At 58.0% G+C, this 23,452-nt stretch carries 16 protein-coding genes and 4 pseudogenes; 8 read left to right on the plus strand and 12 right to left on the minus strand.

What is annotated here, in order from left to right:
• The first annotated feature begins 576 nt into the window (after positions 1–576).
• The 5 genes and pseudogenes from I6F37_RS35555 (at position 577) to I6F37_RS35575 (ending at position 3,882) form a co-directional block, all read left to right on the plus strand.
• Entirely contained in the window at positions 577–1,140 is a 564-nt protein-coding gene (locus I6F37_RS35555; protein ID WP_225130720.1) for an ATP-binding cassette domain-containing protein, read from the plus strand.
• Positions 1,141–1,405: 265 nt separating this feature from the next.
• On the plus strand, positions 1,406–2,269 hold the full coding sequence (locus I6F37_RS35560) for an ABC transporter permease (protein WP_225154030.1): 864 nt from the start codon (positions 1,406–1,408) through the stop codon (positions 2,267–2,269).
• Positions 2,270–2,701: a hypothetical protein gene (locus I6F37_RS35565; protein ID WP_225130709.1), complete on the plus strand. Its 432-nt coding sequence runs from the start codon at positions 2,270–2,272 to the stop codon at positions 2,699–2,701.
• Positions 2,662–3,171 carry an ABC transporter permease gene (locus I6F37_RS35570; protein WP_249786621.1) on the plus strand — a complete coding sequence of 170 codons (510 nt, stop codon included), beginning with the start codon at positions 2,662–2,664 and terminating at the stop codon, positions 3,169–3,171. The genes I6F37_RS35565 and I6F37_RS35570 overlap by 40 nt, the downstream gene beginning before the upstream one ends.
• A gap of 45 nt (positions 3,172–3,216) precedes the next feature.
• Positions 3,217–3,882 (plus strand): annotated as a pseudogene (locus I6F37_RS35575) (peptidase C39 family protein).
• 437 nt (positions 3,883–4,319) lie between these two features.
• Here I6F37_RS35575 and asnB read toward each other — a convergent pair.
• The 6 genes from asnB to istA form a co-directional block, all read right to left on the minus strand.
• The gene (gene asnB, locus I6F37_RS35580; protein WP_368736803.1) at positions 4,320–6,272 is read right to left on the minus strand and encodes an asparagine synthase (glutamine-hydrolyzing); all 1,953 of its coding nucleotides are present in this window, start codon (positions 6,270–6,272) and stop codon (positions 4,320–4,322) included.
• A 152-nt stretch (positions 6,273–6,424) separates the two neighbouring features.
• Positions 6,425–7,228, minus strand: a complete 804-nt coding sequence (locus tag I6F37_RS35585) for a formyltransferase family protein (RefSeq protein WP_225130705.1) — start codon at positions 7,226–7,228, stop codon at positions 6,425–6,427.
• 29 nt (positions 7,229–7,257) lie between these two features.
• The gene (locus tag I6F37_RS35590) at positions 7,258–7,869 is read right to left on the minus strand and encodes a CDP-alcohol phosphatidyltransferase family protein (protein ID WP_225130703.1); all 612 of its coding nucleotides are present in this window, start codon (positions 7,867–7,869) and stop codon (positions 7,258–7,260) included.
• Between the two features lie 619 nt (positions 7,870–8,488).
• Positions 8,489–9,589: an MFS transporter gene (locus I6F37_RS35595; RefSeq protein WP_225130693.1), complete on the minus strand. Its 1,101-nt coding sequence runs from the start codon at positions 9,587–9,589 to the stop codon at positions 8,489–8,491.
• Positions 9,590–10,844: 1,255 nt separating this feature from the next.
• Positions 10,845–11,588 (minus strand): IS21-like element helper ATPase IstB, encoded by a 744-nt coding sequence (gene istB, locus I6F37_RS35600; protein ID WP_225130691.1) that lies wholly within the window; start codon positions 11,586–11,588, stop codon positions 10,845–10,847.
• An 11-nt stretch (positions 11,589–11,599) separates the two neighbouring features.
• Positions 11,600–13,132: an IS21 family transposase gene (gene istA / locus I6F37_RS35605; RefSeq protein ID WP_225130726.1), complete on the minus strand. Its 1,533-nt coding sequence runs from the start codon at positions 13,130–13,132 to the stop codon at positions 11,600–11,602.
• Positions 13,133–13,347: 215 nt separating this feature from the next.
• Here istA and I6F37_RS35610 point away from each other — a divergent pair.
• Positions 13,348–13,590: pseudogene (locus tag I6F37_RS35610) on the plus strand (IS3 family transposase); the annotation flags it as partial.
• A gap of 151 nt (positions 13,591–13,741) precedes the next feature.
• Here the strand turns inward: I6F37_RS35610 and I6F37_RS35615 are convergent.
• The 3 genes and pseudogenes from I6F37_RS35615 to I6F37_RS35625 form a co-directional block, all read right to left on the minus strand.
• Positions 13,742–14,799, minus strand: a pseudogene (locus I6F37_RS35615) (IS630 family transposase).
• Positions 14,800–14,818: 19 nt separating this feature from the next.
• Positions 14,819–15,313, minus strand: coding sequence for a hypothetical protein (locus I6F37_RS35620; RefSeq protein ID WP_225130689.1), 495 nt, complete (start codon positions 15,311–15,313; stop codon positions 14,819–14,821).
• A 55-nt stretch (positions 15,314–15,368) separates the two neighbouring features.
• Positions 15,369–15,902, minus strand: a complete 534-nt coding sequence (locus tag I6F37_RS35625) for a hypothetical protein (protein WP_225130687.1) — start codon at positions 15,900–15,902, stop codon at positions 15,369–15,371.
• A gap of 1,435 nt (positions 15,903–17,337) precedes the next feature.
• On the opposite strand from I6F37_RS35625, the gene I6F37_RS35630 reads away from it, so the two are divergent.
• Positions 17,338–17,580, plus strand: coding sequence for a hypothetical protein (locus I6F37_RS35630; protein ID WP_225130678.1), 243 nt, complete (start codon positions 17,338–17,340; stop codon positions 17,578–17,580).
• 577 nt (positions 17,581–18,157) lie between these two features.
• Here I6F37_RS35630 and I6F37_RS45805 read toward each other — a convergent pair.
• The 3 genes and pseudogenes from I6F37_RS45805 to I6F37_RS35640 form a co-directional block, all read right to left on the minus strand.
• Positions 18,158–18,532 (minus strand): hypothetical protein, encoded by a 375-nt coding sequence (locus I6F37_RS45805; protein WP_306469174.1) that lies wholly within the window; start codon positions 18,530–18,532, stop codon positions 18,158–18,160.
• A 17-nt stretch (positions 18,533–18,549) separates the two neighbouring features.
• Positions 18,550–19,362, minus strand: a pseudogene (locus I6F37_RS35635) (aminotransferase class III-fold pyridoxal phosphate-dependent enzyme).
• 839 nt (positions 19,363–20,201) lie between these two features.
• Positions 20,202–20,513, minus strand: coding sequence for a hypothetical protein (locus tag I6F37_RS35640; RefSeq protein WP_225130676.1), 312 nt, complete (start codon positions 20,511–20,513; stop codon positions 20,202–20,204).
• 1,008 nt (positions 20,514–21,521) lie between these two features.
• Here I6F37_RS35640 and I6F37_RS35645 point away from each other — a divergent pair.
• A complete protein-coding gene (locus tag I6F37_RS35645; RefSeq protein ID WP_225130673.1) occupies positions 21,522–22,412 on the plus strand; it encodes a nitronate monooxygenase family protein in 891 nt (296 codons plus the stop codon).
• Positions 22,413–23,452: the final 1,040 nt, after the last annotated feature.

Genomic DNA, 23,452 nt, shown 5'->3' on the forward strand with positions numbered 1-23,452 from the left:
CGGCGCGATCGGCAATCGGCCGCCGATTGTGCTCCAAAATCACGTCGGCGCCACCAGCCCGCCAACGTGATCAGAGGCGCAAAACTCTAGTTCCGGGTGGTCCAAAGTTCGGTCTCGCTGCACAAAAACCCCGAGACTCTAACTGCCGCTGGATGAAAATGCAGTGGCAGGTCACCCATGACCTGGGAGTTGCCCTGCAGTGGTCGGATCGCATCGGCGTTCTCTACACCGGCCAGTTGGTCGAAGTGGGGCGCGCCGATCTCGCCGCTCGAACTCCCCTGCACCCCTATACGCGCGCGCTATTCTCGGCTGTCCCCCCACTTTAGGGGCATCCCCGGCGTCTGCACAGCTCTTCAGCTAGCCTGCCTGAACCTACCCAGCGCCAAGCCGGGTGCAATTTTGCATCTCGGTGCTCCGGAACACTGGATATTGCCGGCACATAGCGCCCGTGTTGCAGGGCACTCCACAACAGGTGGTGGCATGCCACAACTTGGAGCCATGAAATGACCACGCCAATCGGGCCTGCTCGCGTTCGTACAGCGCCAGCATCACCCGAACCGATCCTCGAACTGCGCAATGTCGATTTTTGTTACGGGGCTCTCGCCGATCCGCTGCGGAGGTCCCTGGCGGCTCGAGGCCGCGCAAGATCAACATGAGCATCCGGCGTGGAAAGCCCATGGACTGATCGGGGAGTCCGGCAGCGGCAAAAGCACAATCGCGAAGCTTCTGCTTGGTCTGATAGCGCCACAAGCGGGTCAGATCCTTTTTGACGGCGAGCTGCTGACGCCGAATCGATTGGCTCCGTTCCGCCTCCGTGTGCAACCTGTCTTTCAGAACCCTCTCGATGGGCTGAACCCAGTCACCCCGATCGGCAAACAGATTGTCGCGCCTCTGCTTGTGAACTTCAGGATGAGGTCTTCCGCTTGTCAGGCTCGGCTGGCTGCAGCAATTTCCGCCGTCGGCTTATCGGGCGAGATCCTTGGGAAGTTACCGCATCAGATAAGCGGCGGACAGGCCCAGCGGGTCAATATAGCGCGAGCGCTTATTCTCGATCCCGAGGTTCTGATTTGTGACGAGCCTGTCTCCGCACTCCATGACTGTTCAAGCCCAGATCCTGAACCTTCTGTCGGATCTGCGTGAGAGCCGCAGCCTGTCCCTGCTATTCATCAGTCATGATATCAGATCCGTCGCCATCTCTGTTCAGAGATCACGGTCCTGAAGCGCGGAAGCATTGTTGAGAGCGGTTCACGCGATCAGGTACTGCTCGACCTAAAGACAGATTACATGAAGTCCCTGGTCAGGGCGGTGCCCAATTCCGAACTCGGGGTCGAAATGGCAACGCGCTCAACACCTTGTTCGCAGCCCACAGAGCCTCGGCACGTGCCGGCAGAGAGGTGATAATCGCATGAGGCGCAACGCCCATAAGGTATTTACGAGCAAAATTGCCCGCGCATTGGTCACGCTCGTTCTGATGGTGACGAGCGTATTCATTCTTATGCGCTGTGCTGGCGATCCGGTGACCGTCTTACTTGGGCCCGACGCGACCCCGGACATGCCCGCCGCATACTCAGGCGAATTGGGGCTCGATCGCCCCATCCTAGCGCAATACCTGGCCTATCTCCATAACGTCGTCCGAGGAAGCTTAGGCGTCTCATACGTCTATCGACAGGATGCACTCGGTGTCGTCCTCAGCCACCTTGCATTGACGCTGATACTCACCTGCTGTGCTCTTACCCTGGCGGCGGTCATGGGCATTGCGGGAGGAATAGCTGCCGCAGTGTTTCCGTCGAGCATCGTAGGCCGTGTGTGCACTTCACCTCAATTGGTTGCCGACCGGCGGCGCGGAGAGCTGGCGCAGCTTGGCTTTGCCGGCAGTAACCATGGCGGCCGCAAGCTCCGCCGTCCTTGTACGGTACACCCGCGTGGCGTTCGCGAATCGCTGGACAGTCGCTATGTGTTGGCGGCGTTTGCGCGCGGCATTCCGTTCTCGCGAATATTGATCCACCACGTACTCCCCAATGCGGCGGCTCCGATCCTGACCATACTTGGCCTGCTTATCGGCGGAGCGGTAATTGGTTCGATACTAGTCGAGACGGTCTTTTCATGGCCGGGTATTGGAAATCTCTTCGTCACATCCGTCGGAAGCAGAGATGTTCCAGTGGTGCAGGCAACTGTTCTGCTTGCTGGCACCGCGATGATCATGACCAACCTGGCCGTCGATCTCGGTTACACCTGGCTCGATCCGCGGTCCAAATCCTCGGAGACATAGATGAGCACCGCCTGGCCGCATGAATGGACCTGCAACATCTTTCGTTCTCCGAAAGCCCCACGCGACCCGCGTAAGCCAGCCAAGGTAGGACTGTATGGTGCCTCAATGTGGATCGTCGCATGTCTATTGATTGCCGTACTGGCCCAGGTGATCTCCCCCTATCATCCAGCACAAATCTCCTTGGATGCACGGCTTACGCCACCAATATTCTTCGGCGGCACGCTGGAACATTTGTTGGGCACTGACGAGCTCGGCCGGGACGTGCTGGCACGCTTGATATATTCGATCCAGATCAGCATGCTCGTTGCGGTGGGCGGGACCTTCATTAGTACCCTGCTGGGCGTTTCGTTGGGCTTCCTCGCTGCCGAGCCTGGCGGATTGATCGACGACTCATGGCACTCGTCGATATGCAGGCTGCCATGCCGTTCATGATGACCGCACTGCTTGTCATCACGATATTTGGCAATTTGCTGGCACTTTTTGTCTGTCTTGTGGGCTTGCACGGTTGGGAGCGCCACGCCCGCATCGCGAGAGGGCTGGCTTTGACGGCCCGCAACCGGCTCCATGTAACGGCGGCACGAACTTACAACGCTTCGCGGGTCCATATCTACGCAAGGCATATTCTCCCAGCCTGTGCACCTACCGTCGTGGTCGGCATGACCCTTGGGCTCACCGAGACGGTTCTACTGGAAAGCACCCTGAGCTTTCTAGGACTGGGGATACAACCGCCGATGTCGAGCTTAGGCAATATGGTGGGATTCGGCAGAGACTATTTGAAGACCGCATGGTGGATCGCCCTCGCACCGGGCCTAGTCATCGCAGCGACGGCGATCGCACTGATGACGATCAGCGAGTCTCTGCGCCAGACGGGACCTCGCCCAGCTTCTTTCAAGTCCATCTGAGGTGACCTCATGTCGCGTCCCGACCTCGAAAGCTCAACAAATCAAATGGTCAGGAATGTTCCTCTGTATCGGCAAAAGAGGAAGTCCACCTGTGGACCATCTTCCCTGGTGATGGTCATGTCCGCGCTGGACGAGCGATATCAGCCGAGTGAAACAGCTGAGCTCGAGATCTGGCGAGAGGCAACGACCATTCACGGCGGCTGCGGCCCGGTCGGCTTGGCCTTGGCTCTCAAACGCCGCGGCTTCGCAGCGCTTGTTGTTGTGAGCCATGATGGACTGTTTCTTCAGTCTCGCACTTCACAAGGCGGCGAGATGGAGGTGATGCACATTCTCCAGGAGCGAGATCTCGCCGAAGCGTACCAGCGCGGCATCCCCGTCCATGTTGGAACTTACAGCCTCGATGACCTCTCGAATTAGATGGCGGCAGGGTGGTATCCTATTGTGATGATCAGCATTGAGTTCGAAGGTAAAACCATCACTCATTGGGTGGTGGTGACCGGGACCGACGTCGATAACGTGTTCTTCAATGATCCTCTCAAAGAGCCCGCTGATGGAGGTGTTGCCACGCGCGTCGACCACTCAAGCTTTGCCAGCATGACGGAGTTCGGCCCCAACCGGGAAAAGGCGGTGATCCTTGCGGGTCTTCCAAAGATGGCGAATGTTGAGCTTCCGCTTCCCAAGATTTATGCTACCCAACAGCCGACACGTTGACCGTTTGTGGCTCCGAACGCTGATGCATTCGGTTGGTGCGAAAAGCCCACATGTAGCTAAGTCAGATCGGTCTCGAATGGTGCTCTCGAGCGGCCTACGATCGGGCGGGCCGGTATGCACCGACATCAAAAGCAGCATAAACCAACCTTCATGAGGCCTGGCCCTGCACTCTTGCACGCGTCCGAGAAGCGAACCTTTTTGGTGGGCGCCAACCGTCAGGCAGCTATAAAGGCGAGCGTCCTTTTCCAATGCATTCGCGTAAGTCAGCGTAGATTCAGATTCCCTCAAAACGCATCGTTCGCACTGGATGGCGCATTCGCGTATCAGCCTCGCGTAATATTATCGGGCTCCGCGTCCATCGGCTCGAGGTCTTCTCGCAAGCGACGCCGAATTCCGGTTCGCCTTCGGCCGACGGCAATTCCAAACCTACAAAACCTCTATGAAGATAGTTGACGAAGGAAGACTTCTAGATTGCAGATCAACCAGAGCTGTTTTCCGAATGCATCGTTCGCCGCTTGAGAGCGGCGTGCGTACCATCGCCGGAGAGCACCAACGTCGAGATAGTCGGCGATCGCAGGAGATTCTTTGAAGATCAAGTCACGAAAGGGCGCCGAGCTCGGGTCCGTCGCCCACTTACCAAGAGGTAACGGAAACCCAAGCTTCTTCCTGGTGATCACACTTGCGGGCAGACGATCTCTGTAAAGACTGCGCAGAGCGGCCTTGGAGACGTCGAGCGTTTCGCTAAATTTCTCAATCGGCGTGAAGGCCGCATGAAATGGGGCGAAGGCATGTTTCCAACGCAGATGTTCTGAGAATGACATGCGCAGAGCCGATGCAACGATCCGATGGTCTGTGAAGGGCACTCGAGCCTCCACCCCGGCCGCCATCGTGGTGTTGTCGACCATTTCAAGCAGCGCTGGCAGATGATGCCCTACGAAGAAATGCCTTATGCGCTCGGCCGGGGTAACCCCGCCTGAATGGTAGGCATTGTTCATCCAGTCGATCAGCTCCGCATCGTGAACAATGTCCTTTCTCCATGCCGATGTCGCCAGCCCCAGCTTCTCGGCTTGGGGAAAGTACGTGTACCGGGCGAGAAAGAACTCGAATTCGCTTGCTTTGAACTTGGGAAGGCCGAGATGACGCCGCGCCGGGCGGCCAATGACATCTGGCAAAGCAGCCAGCAATGCCTGTCGACAAAGGTCAAAGGGCAATCTGAAGATCCGGCTATATCCAAGGAATATCTCGTCGGCACCTTCGCCGGTAAGGAGAACCTTGTGAGAGTGGCTGACTGCTCGAGCAAGCAAATACATCGCCGCTTCGTTGTGCATGCCGACTGGATGACCACGTAATGCGGTAAGGCGTTTAACGACATCCAGGCTCGTTGCCCCGGGCAGCCGGACCAAGACATGGGCTAGCTTGAGAGATTTCGCGACCTCAACCGCATAAGGGCTTTCATCGTAAAGTCCGCCGCATACGATGCCGGTGAAGCATGTCGGCTTTTGCGAAGACTGCCTTGAAAGCTCGAAAGCCAAGACACTGGAATCCAGTCCTCCGGAAAGCAGCGCAGCCAGTGGCGTGTCGGCCCCCAAATGTTCCTCCACGGCGCTGCCGATCAACGTTTCAAGAGAACTGCAATCACCACCACCACCGTCGAGGCAGGCAGAATCCCACCAGCGCCTATGCTCGTGCGATTGCGCCGTGATCTTCAGCCAAGTGCCGGGTTGCAGCTTCCGAATATCTGCAAATAACGTCCTCTCGCCGAAGACGGCACGGTAGGAGAGAAAGGTTGATAATCCAACCGAATCGAGCTTCGAGCTGACCCCTGGCCACTGCAGGATGGCTGACGGCTGTGAGGCAAAGACAAAGCCATTATCCGCGCAAGCGTAATATAGCGGCTTAATTCCAAGCCGATCTCTGACAAGGAACGCTGTCCCCGTCTTTTGATCGTAGATTGCGAAAGCAAACATTCCCCGCAGACGTTCGACGCTATTAATCCCCCAACAAGAAAATGCTTTGCAAAGTACTTCGGTATCTGACTCTGTGCGAAATCGGTATCCATGTCGGAGCAAGTCCCGCCTTAAGTCGCGAAAATTGTAGATCTCGCCGTTGTACGTGACTGCTAGGCCGAGCTCCTCATCGAGAAACGGTTGATTTGACCTCGGATCCGGATCAATGATCGCGAGCCTTCGATGCGCAAAGGCAAAGGAAGAGGTCACGCAACTGCCACTCGCGTCGGGCCCCCGATGGGCCAGCGTCTGAGCGCAACGCGCGAGGTTCCGCTCGGTCACTGACTTATCAGTAATCCGTCCGATAAATCCGCAAATCCCACACACAGCTAGCCTCCTTCGCGCGCTAAGCTGGCTCTGCGGAAGGCGTCGGCTCGCCGGCACCCCTCGGTAGGCTGGATACTACAAAAACAACGTCCAGAGCCAGAGCACATTCAGTCGATGAGCGGCAATTCGCAGGCACACTTCGGCTGTCACGGACGCCCTCGAGAAGCGCGGTCTCATATTTCGAGCTCGCTGCCGCGCTGCCCGCCAAGTCACGCCTTACCGCCGGCGCTAGAATCCAGAAGGAGCGTCCGAACCTCATTAGTCATGATTCGTTCGACGAGCCACTTGGGAGGCTCAATGCGTGGTGGAAGATATAGAGCGCGATAGAGCCGATCGAGTTCTTCGGCGCTGCGTGGAACGTCTGACGAATCCAAAAGTGCGGTCATCTTGCGCATGGGATAGAAGCAAGCCTTGCGCTTTTCTTGACCGATCAACTCGTCTGGTGAGCGACAGGTCGTCGATCCGTCCAACAAACGCAGCCACACTTGGCAGAAGAGAGCGTATCCATAAAGTTGCGCTCTGGTGTCTAAAGAGAGGGCGGTCTCGAAAGGCAGCACAGGGAACTGCAATTCGCCGATAATATCGCCCCTATCGACCCGCTCTGGGAGATAGTGGACAGTTACCCCAAAGCTCTTCTCGCCATTGAGTATGGCATGCGTCCGCGCAAAACTGCCGCGATATCCAGGGAGTGGGCCCGGATGAAGATTGACACCCCCTCCGTCGAACCGTGCGAGGATATGGGGCGGGAAAATCTTGTTCCACATGACGCTTACGAGAAACGTTCCGAGATGAGGAACATCATCTATCGACTCGAAGAAGGGTATTCCGAAGCGGTCTGCGACTTCCCAAAGCTCCTCACTGGTTTCGTGCCGCCACCAAGTTTTCTCGTACCGGGAAGCGCCGAGAATGCCGGCGATGTGGTCTTTGCCGCAGGTCTCGATGACGAACAGAAGACAGCGGGTCGCAAGTCCCCTGGTGCCGGCAAATACCACGCGGTTGATTGAGCTGGACATTTCTATTCCTTGAGACATTGCAAGCCCGCTTATTGAAACGCTCTACTCGTCATCAATAATCCGGCGGACGCAGTGGCCGCCACGCCGATGGTTATCACATGCACAAGACTGCCAGAGGCTTTGATCTTGAAAGGGGCGATGTGGAGCAAAGATAGCGGTACAAAGAATGCTGGAAGAACCACACCCAACTCAAGCGGCGCGATAGTGTGGTCAACCAGCAAGATCGCGGCCAGCATCGGCAGAGCGTAAGAGAGAGGTAGACCGGTCGAACGACCACGCTCGTCCAATCCGAAATAGTCAAAATATGCCAGACGAAGAGCTCCGATGAGCATCACGAACGCTGTGAACACCGCAGATGCTGGAAACTCGATAAAAGATGCGATGACAATCGCCGGGATGACTGATCCAAACGAGAGGTCAGAGAAAGCATCGAGAGCTTTACCAATGGCCTTGGTAGCCATTGTTCGACCTTTGGTGCGCCGGGCAATTTCGCCGTCGACATCATCAGCGATGATCGCCCAGAGACCGAACGCGACTCCCGCCTCATAGTGTCCTTTCACCACGAGCCCCATCGCTGCACCACAGCACAGGAGCCCCACGGCAGTAACGGCATTTGCGCGGTCAGATAAATATGCGATCATCGAACCTCGATGTTGCTCTCTCTGCCGAGAGCGATCGAAACCTGAGCCCATGCGGCTGGTTGGCGGCCGCAACTTAAATTGGGCGGGGCCCGAAATGTCCGCAAACTACCGGTTCTAGTAGGTCAGCTTAGTGGTTCCGCGAGCGAAGACGGCAGCCTTCATGCAAATGTGGGGCCGAGGCGGACTCGAGCTGTGGTCGGCTACCTTGACGTTCTCTCCCATAGCCGCTGCTGTTCAATCGCCTCGAAAGGACCGCCAGCGGGCGCTTGTTGGCATGCCCAAGGCAGGACGCAAAATGGGGCTGCGGCAAATGGCGGTCGCGATCGCGATGACCAAGTCTAGCGTCCAGATAATCCCAACGTGCAACTCCTCAGCGGGGCGACATCTGCATTTTGAGCTCTGGCCCGGCGAAGCCGAGATACGTCTCCCATTTGGCACTGCAGTTGGACCGCTCAGTTGATCCCCCTCGCGCACACCACGGCTTCCAGAATGCGCGCGAACGTCGAGCTCGGCGTGATGGCCTAGACTCAGACACTTGCGATCGTTGATCTAAGGTGGCGAACACTTATTGACGATCCGGTTCACGTCGGGCTCGCAGTCAGGCCGATCAACCCACTTTTCATTGGCCTGGTTCCCGCTTTGATCGGATACCCACGAATGCGAATGAAAGCGTGCTTGCTACTGCGCAGACGGCTAGTGAAGCCAAGGCAAGCCCAAGCCCATAGTTGTTTTGGACGAAGCTGAAGAAGAACGGCGCAAACGAGGCCGTCGACAATCGGAAAGTCGTGATCAACCCGACTCGTGTTCCATACCCGCCCGGCCCGAAGACTGACAGCGGCAAGCTTCCTCGACAGATGCTGTTTAGACCAGAGCTAAACCCAACCAGGGCAACGAAGATTGCAATTCCAACGAGAGAGTGAGCCGCCAGCACAATGACGATTGTAGCCGCCGAAAGCATAACACATGAGAAGGGTGAGTTGAATGGGGGAATCCTCACGCTAAACCATCCTGCAAACAACCGTACTGCGAGCTGTGACGGGCCGAAGAGTGCGGAAATTAACGCTGTCTCCTGCGGGTCTAAGCCGATCGACGAAAGGATGGGAATCATCCGGCTAAGCAATGCTGAAAAAGCAAATGTCGTCAGCGAGAATCCTACCGTTATGAGGACGAGGCCAATCGGCTTGGAAGAGGACTGGTCTCGCGAGCCACAGACGGTATTCAGATCTCCAAGCCTTGCGGACGACTTTCCAAGAGCCAATTGGATTAAAGGTAGCGCGAGGAGAACATTGTAGCCTCCATAGATCCAACAGACTTGCCTCCAGCATATCGATGCGAGCAGCAACGAGGTCAACGGCCAAAACAGCGTCGACGAGAAACCGACGATCAATGTCAAGGCAGCCATTTGCCGTTTCGCATGGATCGCATCTCGCTGCGCCAAAAATACGAAAGCCGCCTCATAAAAGAGAAATGCCGACGCAAGTTGCATACCGAACAGGGCGATTGCAAAGACGACCGCATTCCAAGAAGTTGCTGCAATTCCCAGGCTAACAGCTCTAACGAATGAGGCGACCTTCATTGTCTTGCCTGCGCCGTATCGGTCCATGAGGCGACCGGCAACCAGGGACATCAGCGCACTAGCAAGCAAGGCAAAGGAGAAACAACCAATTAACCAGTCCTCTGTGACTACGAGGTCATGGGAAGCCTCCTTTGCAATGGCCACCACACAATAATAAAGTGTGCCGTAGCTGATAATTCCTGCACCGCCCAGTGCTACAACAATCAGCCAGTCATCCTCCCGGATGGGGCGCGATCTTCTCGGTTCGGTGTCGCATCGCCGAGTGCCTCAACTACTACGGATTAGGTGCAATAGGTTCTGTTCGCCTCCGATTTCGCCCGAACAGATTAATTCCAGCGATGGTGAATGACACGAGCTACGGGGCAAGACGGACTTTGGCAGCCGTTTGATCGCACCAATTGTATTGACTCGGCCATGCGACTGCGCGGTGGGTCTCGATGTACCGTGGTCTGTAGGAGGTACGCACGCCGGTGCAATTAATGATCGGTTCGACGCCAAGATCGCGCAGCACTTGACCCGCGGCAGGGCTAGCATACGACACTCCGTTGCGATGAATATCCGGATTCATAAGGCATCTCCTGCAACTCTTCGAACAGACAGAGCCGACTGCGGTGCTGACGCTCAAGTAAATAGGAGAGGCCCCGAACGCGCACAAACTTTTAGGCCAGCTCGCGCCGCCACAAGAGAGCGACTGGAATCAATTTTCGACATCTTCTCTTGAGCTCGACAATTGCTCGCGCTCACCGTCGGCAGGTCGTGAACGCGGCGATTCCCACCATTCGATCGCGTGCGATTTGAGCGAGGTTGGCACCCTCCTCCCCGCAGCCGATGACGTTAACCCGGGGCACGATGCCAACCGGCAGCTTCTGCCGCGCCAAGGAAAGCATCAAAACTCGTGCCAGTTCGCTGATTGCGCAGGCCAACCCTTTCGATCACTTCTTAGTGGGTTCGACTCCGCGAACCAGGCTGAAACACTGTCGCGAACCCAACAAACCCGACGAGTCGTCGTATCGTTTCTCTTATCATTGGCGAGGCGTTGCTAACGAAATCGCCGCCAGAAGAGGAGCGCACACTGTCCGTAAATTTGCCGCTTCCGCGACAGCCTGAGACTCCAGATGAGGCGAGGTCCGTCTCCCCTTTGCGGATTCCGACGAAGTCGCCCAGGCGTACCGATGTGAAGTCGCCCGTGGATTCCGAGGCGATGTCGCCCACCTTTCCGATTTGATCTCGCCCAGTGGCGGGGCATTCTGGCCGCTTGGTTTTCTGGCATCGGTCAAGCCGCGTGGTCAATCTGGAATCGCAACTTGAACCTGTTTTCTTCGGTCTGCTTTTGCTGTGGGCATGTGGGCAACGCGATTGCGTTGTCCAAGCGCAGCGGCATGTCCACAGCGCCACGGGCTCAGGTCTTTCGGGCGGATTGCCGAGTTCGGCGCAGGCTCTCACCGGTGAGGTCGAGCCGATGGGCGTTGTGGACGAGGCGATCGAGCACGGCGTCGGCATAGGTGGGATCTCCAATGAGCAGATGCCACTGGTCCACAGGAAGCTGGCTGGTGACGATGGTGGAGCGATGACCGTAGCGATCTTCGAGGATTTCCAGGAGGTCGTGACGGGCGCTGGCATCGAGCGGCTCGAGCCCCCAATCATCGAGGATCAGCAGATCGACACGGCCAAGGCCGCGCAACAGGCGGGGATGTCGACCGTCGCCGCGGGCGAGCGCCAGATCGTCGAACAGGCGCGGGACGCGCTGATAGAGCACGGAGCGATTGTCGCGGCAGGCCTTGTGGCCGAGCGCCGAGGCGAGCCAGCTCTTGCCGACGCCGGCCGGGCCGCAGATCAGCAGGTTGGCATGGTCGTCGATCCAGCGGCCCTCGACGAGCTTGGCGAACAGCGGGCGATCGAGGCCGCGCGGGGTGCGGTAGTCGATGTCCTCGACGCACGCTTGCTGGCGCAGCTTCGCGTAGCGCAGGCGGGTGGCGAGCCGTTTGTCGTGCCGCAGCGAGGCTTCACGTTCGAGCAGCAGAGCAAGCCATTCGGCGTGACCGAGGCTTGCGGCCTCACCGGTGGCTTCGATGTCGGCGAAGGCCTTGGCCATGCCGTGGAGGCCGAGGGCGTTGAGGCGGTCGAGGGTCGGATGGGTGAGCAAGGGATGATCTCCTAATTGTAGTAGCGCGGTCCGCGGATGTTGGCATGCAGGATCGGCGCATCGTCCGCGGAGCGCTGGTGAGCAGGACGCCGATCGAGATTGTTGGCGAGGATCGACTTGACCGAGCCATAGGTGCGCGCGCCGATGTCGATCGCCCGCGCAGCCGCGGCGTCCAGCCGGTCGCGCCCATAGGAGGCGGCGAGCCTGAGGATGCCGAGGCAGGTGCGGAAGCCTTGCTCGGGGTGCGAGCGCTCGTCGAGAATGAGGTCGCACAACGCGCTGGTCGCCGGCCCGATCGCGGCGGCGTCCTGGCGGATACGCGCGATGGTCCAGCCGGCGTAGCGCCGATGGCTGGAGGCCATGTGCTCCGGCACGGTGGTGTGTTTGTGATTACCGCTCATGCGCTGATGCGCGGCGATCCGCTCGCCCTTGTGGAAGATCTCGACGGTGCGGGCCGTGAACCGCACCTCGACCTCGGCGCGGGCGAAACGATGCGGAACGCTGTAGTAATGCTTCTCCACCTCGACGTGGTAATCGAGACTGACGCGGCGGATCCGCCACTCGGCGAGGACGTAGGGGGACACCGGCAATGGCTTGAGCGCCGGCCGGTCGACCTCCTCGAGCAACCGGCGGCGTGTCACGCCGAGCCGTCGGATCGGCCGTTCCTCATTCAGCCTCGTGAGCAGTTCGCCGATCGCCGCATTGACCTCGGCCAGGCTGTAGAAGGTGCGATGACGCAGGCGACCGAGCAGCCAGCGCTCGACGATGAGGACGGCCTGCTCGACCTTGGCTTTGTCGCGCGGCTTGCGCGGCCGCGCCGGCAAGATGGCGGTGCCGTAATGCGCCGCCATCTCCGCATAGGTACGGTTGATCTGCGGGTCGTACAGGCTCGCCTTGATGACCGCGACCTTGGTGTTGTCGGGCACCAGCAGCGCCGGTATGCCGCCGATCGCCGCGAAGGCGCCAACATGGGCGCTGATCCAGTCGGCGAGCCCCTGCGTCCAGGTCGCCTGCGCGTAGGTGAAGCTCGATGCGTCGAGCACGGCGACGAAGATCTGCGCCGTTCTGCGCTCACCGGTCAGGCGGTCGACCACCACCGGCACGCCATCGCCGGCATAGTCGACGAACAGCTTGTCGCCAGCCACATGGGCCTGGCGCATCGTCACCGACAGACGGCCCTCCCAGGCGCGGTAGAGCTCACAGAAGCGCGAGTACCGGTATCCGCCGGGCTCGGTGGCGATATATTCCTCCCACAGGATCGACAGCGTCACGTGCTTGCGTTTGAGCTCGCGGTGCACGGTCGCCCAGTCGGGCTCGGCGATGCGGCGGTGACCCTGACGGTTGCCATTGCCGGTCTTGGCGAACAGGCGAAGTTCCAGAACCGTGTCGGTGACGTCGTCTGGCAACGGCCAGCTCAAGCCCGCGGCCTCGAACCGCCGGAGCGCCAGCCGCACCGTCGAGGGTGCCGCGCCCACCCGTCGCGCAATCTCGCGGCTCGGCAGCCCGGCCGCCTTCATTCTGATCACATCGCGCACACGGCGCATCGCAAGCCTCTCCGTCGGCATCCAGGTCCCCTTCGCAAAGCCGAAAGGGGTGACCCTATGGGAGCCAGAACAGGCCTCGTCACCCGGGCGACATCATCCCGGAATGGTGGGCGAAATCATCTCGGAACGGGCGGGCGACTTCAAATCGGAATGGTGGGCGAGATCATCTCGGAATCATGGGCGACATCGAGCGGAATCCGCACCCCTTGCCGGCCGTCTCGGATCAGCTTACAGACGGACGCCGATTCCATAACCAGACCGTTGTTGACGACTGCACCCGTGAATGCCTGCCGGTAATGGCCGCTGACACTCGCTCTCAGCGAGTGGGCGCGAGGGCGGCAGACCAAGGACAGTCAGCGAAAATGGCACCGAAATACAGCCATGCCATTCTGACATCGGCGGATCGGAGTGGTGTCTCCTGGCATCACATCGCGCCCGGCGCAAAGCCCTCGCAAAACCTTTGATCGAGACCTGTTCTCCTCACTGCGGCAGGCCCAGGTCGGACGCGGACGCTGGCCCGCCTGACTAGGGACTCCAGCAGCCAGAGCGAACTGAAGATTGGACCCTGCGCGCAGGGATTCGCATCGCATGGGCGCCTAGTACCCGGAATCAGAGCGGAGTGATACGGCGGCCTTTGAAACGGCGCTGACGGACCTTTTTCCTGGTCCAGACGAAGGGCTCGGCTCTGTCGTTGTATGCGTTGACGTAGGCATCGATGTGATCCTGCAGCTGCTTGAGGCTTGTGAAGGAGGTGCCGCTGAGCGACTGCCCCTGCAAGATCGAAAACCACACCTCGACCTGATTGAGCCAGGACGCACTTGTCGGCGTGAAATGAAATTGCACGTTGGGGTGGGCCTTGAGCCAATGCTCGTTCTTCTTGTGGGTGTTGAGGTTGTCGAGGATGACGTGAAGCTTCCGGTCCGGAAAAGCCGCGGTGATGCTTTTCATGAAATCAAGAAACTCGACGCGGCGACGCCGTTTAGAGTGCGTTGCGATGATCTCTCCGGTGGCGACTTCGAGCGCTGCAAACAGCGTTGTCGTGCCATGCCGCTTTTAATCGTGGCTCTGGCCGGTCAAGGCGCGGCCATTGGGCAACTTCAGATAACCCTGCGCTCGCTCCAGAGCCTGGATCGAGGGCTTCTCGTCCACGCACAGCACAATGGCCTTCGCGGGCGGGGCGACATAGAGGCCGACGACATCCGCGGCTTTGGCCGTAAAGTTCGGGTCGTTGCTCTTACACCAGGACTTGCGAGCCGCGAGGTCAATCTTGTGGCTGCGCAGGAACCGCCAGACATATTGGACGTCAACATCGCCCAGCGCCCCGGCCAGTAGGGGCCCGGTCCAGCGTGCGAACCCTTTCGGCGGCAGCTTGTCCAGCAGCTTCAGAATCCGCTTGTCAGTGGCCTTCGTATAAATCGGCTGCTTGCCCGGTCGCGCCTTGTCTTGCAGCCCTTCAAGGCCTTGGTCGGCATAGCGATGCCGCCAAAGGCTGACAATCCGCGGCTGGACCCCAAGGCGATCGACCGGGTGCTGCGCCCATCCGCCGCCAACAGAACTATCCGCGCCCGCTTCAAATCGCGCTGCAACGTCATCGGTGAGCGACAGCTCGCCTCAAGCACCTTGCGATCTTTCCTCGAAAGGTGGACTTCTCTTGCTTCGGGTATCATCCATATCTTGAATCACGACTCACGATCCAAGAAAAGTGGGTACTAGTGCGCAAAGAACGAGCCGCCTTTTACTTATATCAAACACCGCAGCATCGCTGGCCAACGACGCGTCGTTAAGCCGAGCAGCGATGCACGGTTTGTTGTTTGCAAAGAGCCACTGGCTGTATCTGCGAAGAGGACGAACATAATTCACCATAGCGGTGATCTCCTTGTACTCTGCCCCAACAAGCGCGTCTTGAAGTGTAGAAATCATCTGTGCGTCTTCGGAATATAAAGGCGGAGCATTGCGTTTTCTCGCTCCATCGCGGAGATGTTCAAGTGCCGCGCCGATACTTCTATGACCACCGGCGTCCTTGAAGCGATTGATCTCTTCATTCAGCGCTTCTTCCATATTCCATGTCTCGTCGTGAATCCGCGCCGCAATGCCCGGCTGGTTGTTTGTACGAAGGTAGTGGCTGAAATCCGCGAGAAGAGTGGCATAGGTGCTGGCGGTACCTAAAGTTCCGGCCGTCACTGCTTGTTGTTTGTACTCTTTGATGAGACTCGCGTCCTCTGGATAGGGAGTCAGGTCAGGGCGGCCAGCGATCGGCGCGATACCTCATCGACTGAGAGGTCCGCAGATGAGCTAATGCCCAACGGACGTTCGTCGTTCCACCTTTTGCTATGAACTCATCGACGTCTTCATCCATTGAATCGCTATGAAGCCGATCAGCAATGCTGGGCTTTCTGTTTGCAAAGAGCCAGCGGGCGAAGCTGCGCAGATGACCGACGTTGCTCGTGGCGGTGCTCTCGGCGGCTCCTCCTTCGATGAGCGCCTGCTTAAGCCGGGGAATAAGGAGTGCATCTTCGGCATAAAGGGGCTTCTCGCTGCGACCTACCAATACCCCAATTGGCTGGCTCTTCTGCTGCGCTGAGTTGCCCGGCATCGCCTCATCCTCTCCGGTTAATTCCAGAGGTGATGCCGGGAGGGGTTCGTTCATGATCACCTGAAACCGATGCTGATCTTCCACAGGCAGGACCTCTGGCCAGTCATGCGAAGCGCTATGCCGTACGGCGCGATCCAAGACACGGCTCGGCTCCATGAGTGCCGAAGCGTTCAGCATTGTTCCTTCACCGTCCGGAGCCGGCAGATACGGGTGCGCGCTCGCCCGCATGACGGACCGCGCCTCAGATTGCCATGCATCCGCTTGGGCACGGACCTGCATGAGCACGGAAGTGGATGGGCGAGCGACGTCGCTCAGCTGCCTCTGAAAGGCCGGCGCCTCTGCCGACGAGCCGGCCGCAGAGGCATCTTGCGCGTCCCCACAGTCCGTTTCTTGGCGCACCCGATTCTGCACTCACTTCAATGAAAGGCCAGGAACGCTAATCGTATACGCCTGGACCAGAGCCGACACGTCGCTAGCATTTGAGGGCTTAGCTGAAAGTGCATTCCTGACATCTAACCCAGGAATAAGCCGTGGTTACGGTCCACCTGCCGCATCAATTGGCCGAGAATGGGGCGCTACGATCTTTCTCATTACGGTCCACTTCTGCCGCCTGCCTAAACTCTTAATGTCCCGCCTCAATTGAGCCGATACAGTGGCCAAGAAGTTCCCAAAGAGCTTGCGTGTTTGGTGGCGATGCGGCGGAAGTCCTTGAGCCCACAGAAGCTGCGCTCGAACACATTTCGAACGTTTCTAAGCAGGTTTGTCGAAGCGATGAGATTACGGCCTTGGCGCGCAACGACGAGCTCAGCACGAAGGTGGTCTCGCCTTTGCCAGCGATGAGCGCGCATAGGCAAGCGTCCGAGATCCTCATGTATTCGCGCGCGTTTTTTATCCTAGTCGCCTCTTTCTCTCGGATCTTCTGGTGAAAAGCAGAAAAGACGTCTCAATGGGGTAGGTACACTTCCTCGTTCAAGCGACGGCGAAGCGATCTGCCTTCCCCAGAATTGATAGCGCGACAAGCCTGGTGTTTGCTGTAGATTCTGTCATCCGGAACGACGAATGGTTCGCGAAATGAAACATCGCATTTGGTTGCCGCGATCTGCAACGACCATGCGAGATGGCTGAAATCGCGGCGGTCCTCTAGACGTGATACGGATCTGCGAATCCTGAAGCGCAATCCAAGGACGGAGCTGCAGATGCCAAGTTCGGCAGATAATCCTGATACTCCACCAACACCCCCATATTCCACGTACCCGTGCCTCGATGAACCCGTGCTAGTCGTGCCTAGCACCGATGAAGTTTGGCTGACAATCCCGACCGCTGGGAGATTTTGCGCTTCGCCGCATTACGGCGGCGAACGTTCAGGGTGGTAGTCGTCCGCGCCTCATGGGTGCAAGAAAACGGTGCATATATGAAACGAAACAGGCCAAAAGCGTCGTGCTGCTCGAGTCTAACTGGCAATTCAAAGGTAGGCGAGCAAGCCTTTCCAGCTGTCTCTCGCAGCCTAAAACGGCGATGCTCTCTCGCCAACACAACACGCTTTGACTGGTCAGCTCACGCTATGCAACGAGCAGAATTATCCCCAGGTTCTACAAACTCATGGTCTATGGTTATGACACTTATCGAATATCCTTCTGGAAACTCCACCGAACCGATCGTCCTTGTTGGCAAGAATCGTTTTGGAAACTGGGTCGTCCGTGAACAGAACGGCAATTTCGGTGGCTTGTTCGCGAGCCGTGCGCAAGCGCTCAAATATGCACTTTGCGAGAATGGCCTACATCCAGAAGCTATATTCGAGGTATCTCGCGAGATCGAACTTATTATTCTCCACGGCCCGCCCGAGGAGCATGGATGAATAGATCAGCCCTATTGAGTAAGGTACTTGGCTTTGCTGCAGGCCACGACAGCAGACCGCCAGATCGCATCCCCTTTAAGAATGCATAAAGGCTGGCCTTGGCCATCACAAGGAGCGAAACATGACGGCGATCTTGCGCCTAGAGGACGAGAATAAGTCAGATTTTGGTCGGCGCGTAGGTCCGCCCATGTATATGGCCTGAACGGACTGCTGAACAGCGTTCTTTAAGGTGCAAGGCTGCGACCTATCGCTCCTTAGGCCAAGCTGTGGCTCCGATTGCCGAGCTCACTCAAGGCACGACGGCAACACTCGTGTAGCCAACAAAGTCGAAAAGGTTGCGCGCACGCAGGTGTGATGCTTACTCGGACCACGAAACTGCCAAGCGCACTGTGACAGGGGTCCTGTCGGTCGCTCAACTCGTGCAAGGGAGCAGCGGCGTGTGGACGAGCGATTACCACCCGACTATCCCAGCTGATTATCGCCGGCCCTCACCAACCGGGATCGTCGAGGACGGTAGACTATAGGCGAAAGATCCTCTTAAAGGCTTAAACCAAAATGCGCTGCCGACATAGCCCATTCATCTGCCTACCCTCATTGCGCCCCGCATGTCTTGACGGCTCTCGAGAAAGCCTGCGAACACATCGACGATGAACTCCGCGTCGGCGCGCGTCATAGGTGATGAAATCGATGCAGCAGCACCATAAGGGAGGATGACGCCGTTCTCCGCAAAGAAGCGTGTTAGCTCCTTCATTAGAGTTTCTCCGGCGGGCGTGGGACAGATCTCGCGATATTCACTCGGAGCTTCTGCCCCCGGATGAATGCGGAAGAGTGAGGCGGCTCCAGTGACACAGAGCGGCGCGCCCAGTTTCGAGATTGCCCGACCGATTCCTGTTCGCACGATGTCCCCGAGGATCTCCAGATGAGCAAAAGACCCATGGTCCAGATGATGCATTGCGGCTAGCCCCGCTGTCATGGATAGTGGATTGGCAGAAAACGTACCTCCTTGCGGAAGCAGTGGTCGACCCGATGTGCATCGAATACCTTCATCACGTCCTCGCGACCGCCGATTGCTCCAATCGGCAGACCTCCGCCGATGATCTTGCCCATCGCGATGATGTCTGGGACAAGGCCGTAACGTGCGGAAGCCCCCTGAAAGCTCTGCCTAAGATTGAGGACCTCATCAGCAATCACAAGAATCCCGTTTTTGCGGGCCGATTCCTGCACAGCAGCTACGAATTCGGGCTTTGGCGCAATGAACCCCGCGCGGCTCGGCATCGGATCCAGAATGACGGCGGCAAGCTCAGACGCATTCGACTATATCAATCGATGTGCGCCTTCAACATCGTTAAAGCGGAGAACAATCACCTCATCGAGAACACTTGCAGGCATCCCGCGATAGAAGGGCGTCGAGTTGGGCTGGATGACGTCACCCCAGTTCTCCGGTGTCGCCGCTTGACTGACTTCGACCCAGTCATAGGCACCATGATATGCACCCTCGATCTTGGCAATCTTCGAACGTCCGGTGAAGGCCCGCGCAGCTTTGACCGCAAATAGTACGGCCTCAGTCCCGGTATTCACGAAGCGAACGCGGTCAACCCTCGGAATGCGTTCACAGAGTAGTTCTGCGAGTTCGATCTCGATCTCCGTCGGATTTGCGAAGCAGCTGCCGCGCTGAATTTGATTAACTAGCGCTTCCACCACGGGGGCGAAGGCATGTCCATGGATCAACGTCGTGAAGTTGCGATTGAGGTCCAGAAACCGGCGGCCATCGAAATCGAGCACATAGCTGCCCAGGCCAACGCTCGATATAAAGCGGAGTTGGATCTCGCTCAATCGTAACTCGCGAGGTGCCGTCGGGGAACACTCTTTGTCCCCGGGAAAAGCTTTCGTCGGAACGCCTCCCAGCGCGCGAAAATCCAACCGCCGTATTGGACTCTGCTTTCTTGTGGTTCACGACATCCTCATAGTCTTCTTGAAGTTGTGCTGAGTAGGCAGACACCAGTCATAGCGATGCCACAACGCCTGAGCCCTGACGTTCGGCTTCGGGGATGCGAAGGGGACTATCGACCAATTTGCGCATCACGCGATCAAAACGTCAATCAAACTGGATTAGCCCCTCATGCCAAACTGCCGCAGAGAGTTTCCTCTACTCTCGATATTGGTTCGGTACTGCTTTTGTCCGCGGGTCCACAGTAACGAACTTGCTTGCGTGCGCCTGGCGCATGCGCAGCAGAGAACGCTTGGGGACGCAGATCTCATCAATTAACGCCCCGCATGTTGCGGCCTCTGCTGGATACCCTCAGATTAGCTGCATCACAGCAGGTGGCGAGTTGCTAGCTGACCGTACGCATCAATAGGACATCGCGACACTACCTACTCTGGTGAGATCGCCAGCAACACCTTCAAGAGGCCCCAATTTCCGAACGGGGCCCGGAGAGAACGATCTGAGGCCGGCAGACGGGGCATTTTCGCGAGGGTTCCAGCACCGGCTCCCCCTGAGGAGGGGGAAGAACACTGACGGCCTCGAATTCCCGACGCCCAGAAGGCATTCATTCTCAAGCAGAGCCGTGACTGGTCGCCGCAGCCAAGATCTGCCGCAAGGCCGGCATTAGTCGGACTGACTACTTTAATTGGAAGAAGAAGCACGACAGGCTGCTACCAACCGAGATGCGGCTGCTGCTCGAGGGCGACAACGTCAAGCTGGCGAAGCTGGTGGCAACTCTGTCGCTCAACGAGGGATGCCGCAGGATGCGATCCGCAAATAGCATGACGCCCGGCCGCAAGCGCAAGCTGGTCGTCGAAGCAGCAACGAGTGGCAGGTCTCGATCCGCCACACCCGCGCGGCACTCACGTTTGACGGATCGACCTACCGTTACAAACCCCGTCGCGCCGGCCACGCTGCCCTCGAACATCAGTTCAAGGAGATCCGTCATGCCCGCGCTGGCTACGGCTATCCGCGCGTCTGCGTTCTGCCCGCCGGGCCGGACGCCGCCATCCATCGGGAGTTGGGCCCGCAATTGCGCGACAAAATAAAGGGCCGGGTCAAGGCCGCACTGCGCGAGGTGGTGCGGAATTCGCAAACAATGACGGTACCTCTCAAGGTCTAATGATTCTGACGCTTGACGAATATCGTCCTAGCATTCGACCGGACCGACGGTCTTCTTGGCAACGGATTTGGAAACTGGTCGTCCCGCCAGCACAATGGAACATTTTGTGTCTCGTTCGCGAGCCGAAGCATACGTTCAACTACGCACTCTACGAAAATGGCCAATCCAGAGGCTATCGGAGACATCTCGCGAGATCGCTGATATCCTAAACGCCTTGCGAGATCGCCTCGCCACTAACTCTAGTCAGTGCAGAGGGGGGCTCCAATGTCGCCGCGCTTGCGTTCCCAGCCGAGTATGCGCTGATCGTGTAGTCGCGCGGCAGGCCGTCAGCGCCACGAGCGAGCAATTCTTGCGACGTTTGGGCGCTGTGCAGGTGTTCCGGCGCCTCCATCGCGCAGATCCGGGGATAGAGTGGAGCTCGTCTTCCGGACAATACTATCTGCTTTGGCAGTTGATCCAGCAGCATCCGCATGTCACGAATTACCTGAGAACGTCAGCCTTCAGCCTGATGACAAGGAGCTACGGGTGTTCGCGATGCATCATAAGCACTATCAGCCCTCGCTAGCTCCCCTGATCGAGCGCCCTCCTTCGCTCGCCTGTTTGCTCGAACGACCCTGATCTTGTCTCGATCAGGGTAGGCGCACGACGGCCTCTCCTCGCTCAGGCAGGCCTAAGCTTCGAACGTTATGACGTCCGTCCGTGGAACCTCGTCCGGCAAACGCAATAGCTAGAGACAACATGATCCTAGAAGCGAGTATGATTGCACGATCCCATGGAAGCAGATTGCCGGCTGCAATCGCATCTCGGCTTGGCCTACCGCTGATCGTTGCGCCCATGTTCTCTGTCTCTGGGGTAGAACTTGTGACTACTGTCTGCCGGTCGGGAGCGATTGGCGCATTTCCGACCATCAATGCGCGATCGGTCGAGGAGCTCGATCATTGGCTAACCTGCATTGAGCATGATCTCGCGAAGGGGGACCGAGTGACCGCGCCGCACTGCCCAAACCTTCTAATGCGTCAGGCGCGGATGAAAGATGACCTCGCCTGTCTCATACGCCACAAGGTGGAAATTGTGATAACCAGCATGGGATCGCCGACTGCTGCGATCGGACCGCTGCACGAAATTGGCTGCCTTGTGTTCACCGACGTCGCATCGCTGCACCACGCGGAAAACGCCGTGAAAGCCGGTGCGGATGGCTTGATCCTGCTTACCGCGGGAGCTGGTGGCCATACTGGCTGGGCTAACCCATTTGCTTTCGTTCGGGCAGTTCGCGCCATGTTCGATGGTCCAATCGTACTCGCCGGCGGCATCACTGACGGCGTTTCCCTCGCTGCTGCACGTTTGCTCGGGTGTGATCTCGCCTACATGGGAACCAGCTTCATTGCGACACTTGAGAGCATGGCGAGCAGTGCCTATCGACGCATGCTGATAGATAGCACGCTTGACGACGTAATGCTGACCAGGGCTTTCACGGGGCTTCAAGTCAACATGCTAAGGCCATCAATCGTCGCGTCCGGCCTTGATCCGTCGACCCTCGACGAAACCGTGTCCGAAGCACAAGCCAAAGAAAGATTTGGTGGCAATTCTGGCGAAGGACCGCGGCGGTGGATCGATATCTTGAGTGCTGGTCACGCCGTTTCAGGCGTGCTCTCGATTATGGGTGCCGCCGACCTGGTGCAGCAGGTCGCCGCGCAATATAGGGCGACCTTGGCGAGCTCCGTCTGATACAGGTCAAGACCTTTGCGTGCATGAATCTGCTCTTTGGAGTCCATTGAAGCATCAACCGCAAAACACGGATCCGTCGTAACTGGCGCATGGACTCGATGCTAAGCGCGCCGAAACGCCAGGCGAGCATTCGTCTCGTTCCGCAGGAGCATCGCCTTAGGTGTCGATGATCCCTCGTTCCGCCGGAAGTGCGCGTAGCGCGATAACACAGGGAGAAAGGAGCTGATCATCGGCACCATCGCAGCACACTGGTCGGCCGCTTTAGTCGGCACGAAGTTCCTCGTCTTCAGCTCCTTCGTAACTGATAGATTCAACATGGGCCGCAATCGTCTTGCCTCTCGAGATACATGGCGATCATTACGGCATTCGCAGGGCTGATCATGGGTGATCCACATTATGGTCGTCACGCCAGAGCGGCGCGATGGTGCCATTCGATCTCTAACTGCATGTGCTCGCGGAGCTTTCTTGTTGAGGTGCCCAGCTATCTATCGCCCATCGGAGAGATGGGTTGACAGGGCCTCGAGGGCCTTGGCCTTGAAGCCGCGGAGCTACATTTGAGTCAATGTTAGTGGAGCGCTCTGGAAACTAAATGTTCCTGAACGGTGCTCTGGGACGAAAGCGACTGGTGCAGAGCCGGTCACAGAATATGTGGCTTTCTCAACTACAAGGCTGGAGCTGGCCGAAATAGGTTCTCGGGCGTTGAACGGGGCCTGATGCGAATGGATCGAAACCAACTGGATGCAGAAGCCTTTTGACGAATAGTCGAGTGCCTTGCAGGGTCTGATTGCTAAGCCCTTCGCTTGCGGCATTCAACACTGTCACTTCACGGGTCATTAATGTCATTCAATGTTTGGTCATGTACACGCTCGACCATCGAGAGCGCGAACATCACAAGACTAGTTCGCGCAACAATATTGGTTGAAGGTTAAGTTGCAGGTTTAGGGCGAGGCCAAAGAGTAGAGGGCACGCCGCATCAAATTGCGGCAAATCGGGCCCGAGCGTGCATGGCGTTCACCAAGGGCGGCCGCGCCGCAGTTAGG

The organism is Bradyrhizobium sp. NBAIM08 (genome assembly GCF_020193935.1).
Taxonomy (GTDB): Bacteria; Pseudomonadota; Alphaproteobacteria; order Rhizobiales; family Xanthobacteraceae; genus Bradyrhizobium; species Bradyrhizobium yuanmingense.

Coding starts and splice junctions, on each gene's coding strand:
- I6F37_RS35555 (WP_225130720.1), top strand. CDS start 577: ATGTCGATTTTTGTTACGGGGCTCTCGCCGATCCGCTGCGGAGGTCCC.
- I6F37_RS35560 (WP_225154030.1), top strand. CDS start 1,406: ATGAGGCGCAACGCCCATAAGGTATTTACGAGCAAAATTGCCCGCGCA.
- I6F37_RS35565 (WP_225130709.1), top strand. CDS start 2,270: ATGAGCACCGCCTGGCCGCATGAATGGACCTGCAACATCTTTCGTTCT.
- I6F37_RS35570 (WP_249786621.1), top strand. CDS start 2,662: ATGGCACTCGTCGATATGCAGGCTGCCATGCCGTTCATGATGACCGCA.
- I6F37_RS35585 (WP_225130705.1), bottom strand. CDS start 7,228: ATGTCCAGCTCAATCAACCGCGTGGTATTTGCCGGCACCAGGGGACTT.
- I6F37_RS35590 (WP_225130703.1), bottom strand. CDS start 7,869: ATGATCGCATATTTATCTGACCGCGCAAATGCCGTTACTGCCGTGGGG.
- istA (WP_225130726.1), bottom strand. CDS start 13,132: ATGCGCCGTGTGCGCGATGTGATCAGAATGAAGGCGGCCGGGCTGCCG.
- I6F37_RS35625 (WP_225130687.1), bottom strand. CDS start 15,902: ATGCTGAACGCTTCGGCACTCATGGAGCCGAGCCGTGTCTTGGATCGC.
- I6F37_RS35630 (WP_225130678.1), top strand. CDS start 17,338: ATGACACTTATCGAATATCCTTCTGGAAACTCCACCGAACCGATCGTC.
- I6F37_RS45805 (WP_306469174.1), bottom strand. CDS start 18,532: ATGCATCATCTGGACCATGGGTCTTTTGCTCATCTGGAGATCCTCGGG.
- I6F37_RS35640 (WP_225130676.1), bottom strand. CDS start 20,513: ATGACGGATCTCCTTGAACTGATGTTCGAGGGCAGCGTGGCCGGCGCG.
- I6F37_RS35645 (WP_225130673.1), top strand. CDS start 21,522: ATGTTCTCTGTCTCTGGGGTAGAACTTGTGACTACTGTCTGCCGGTCG.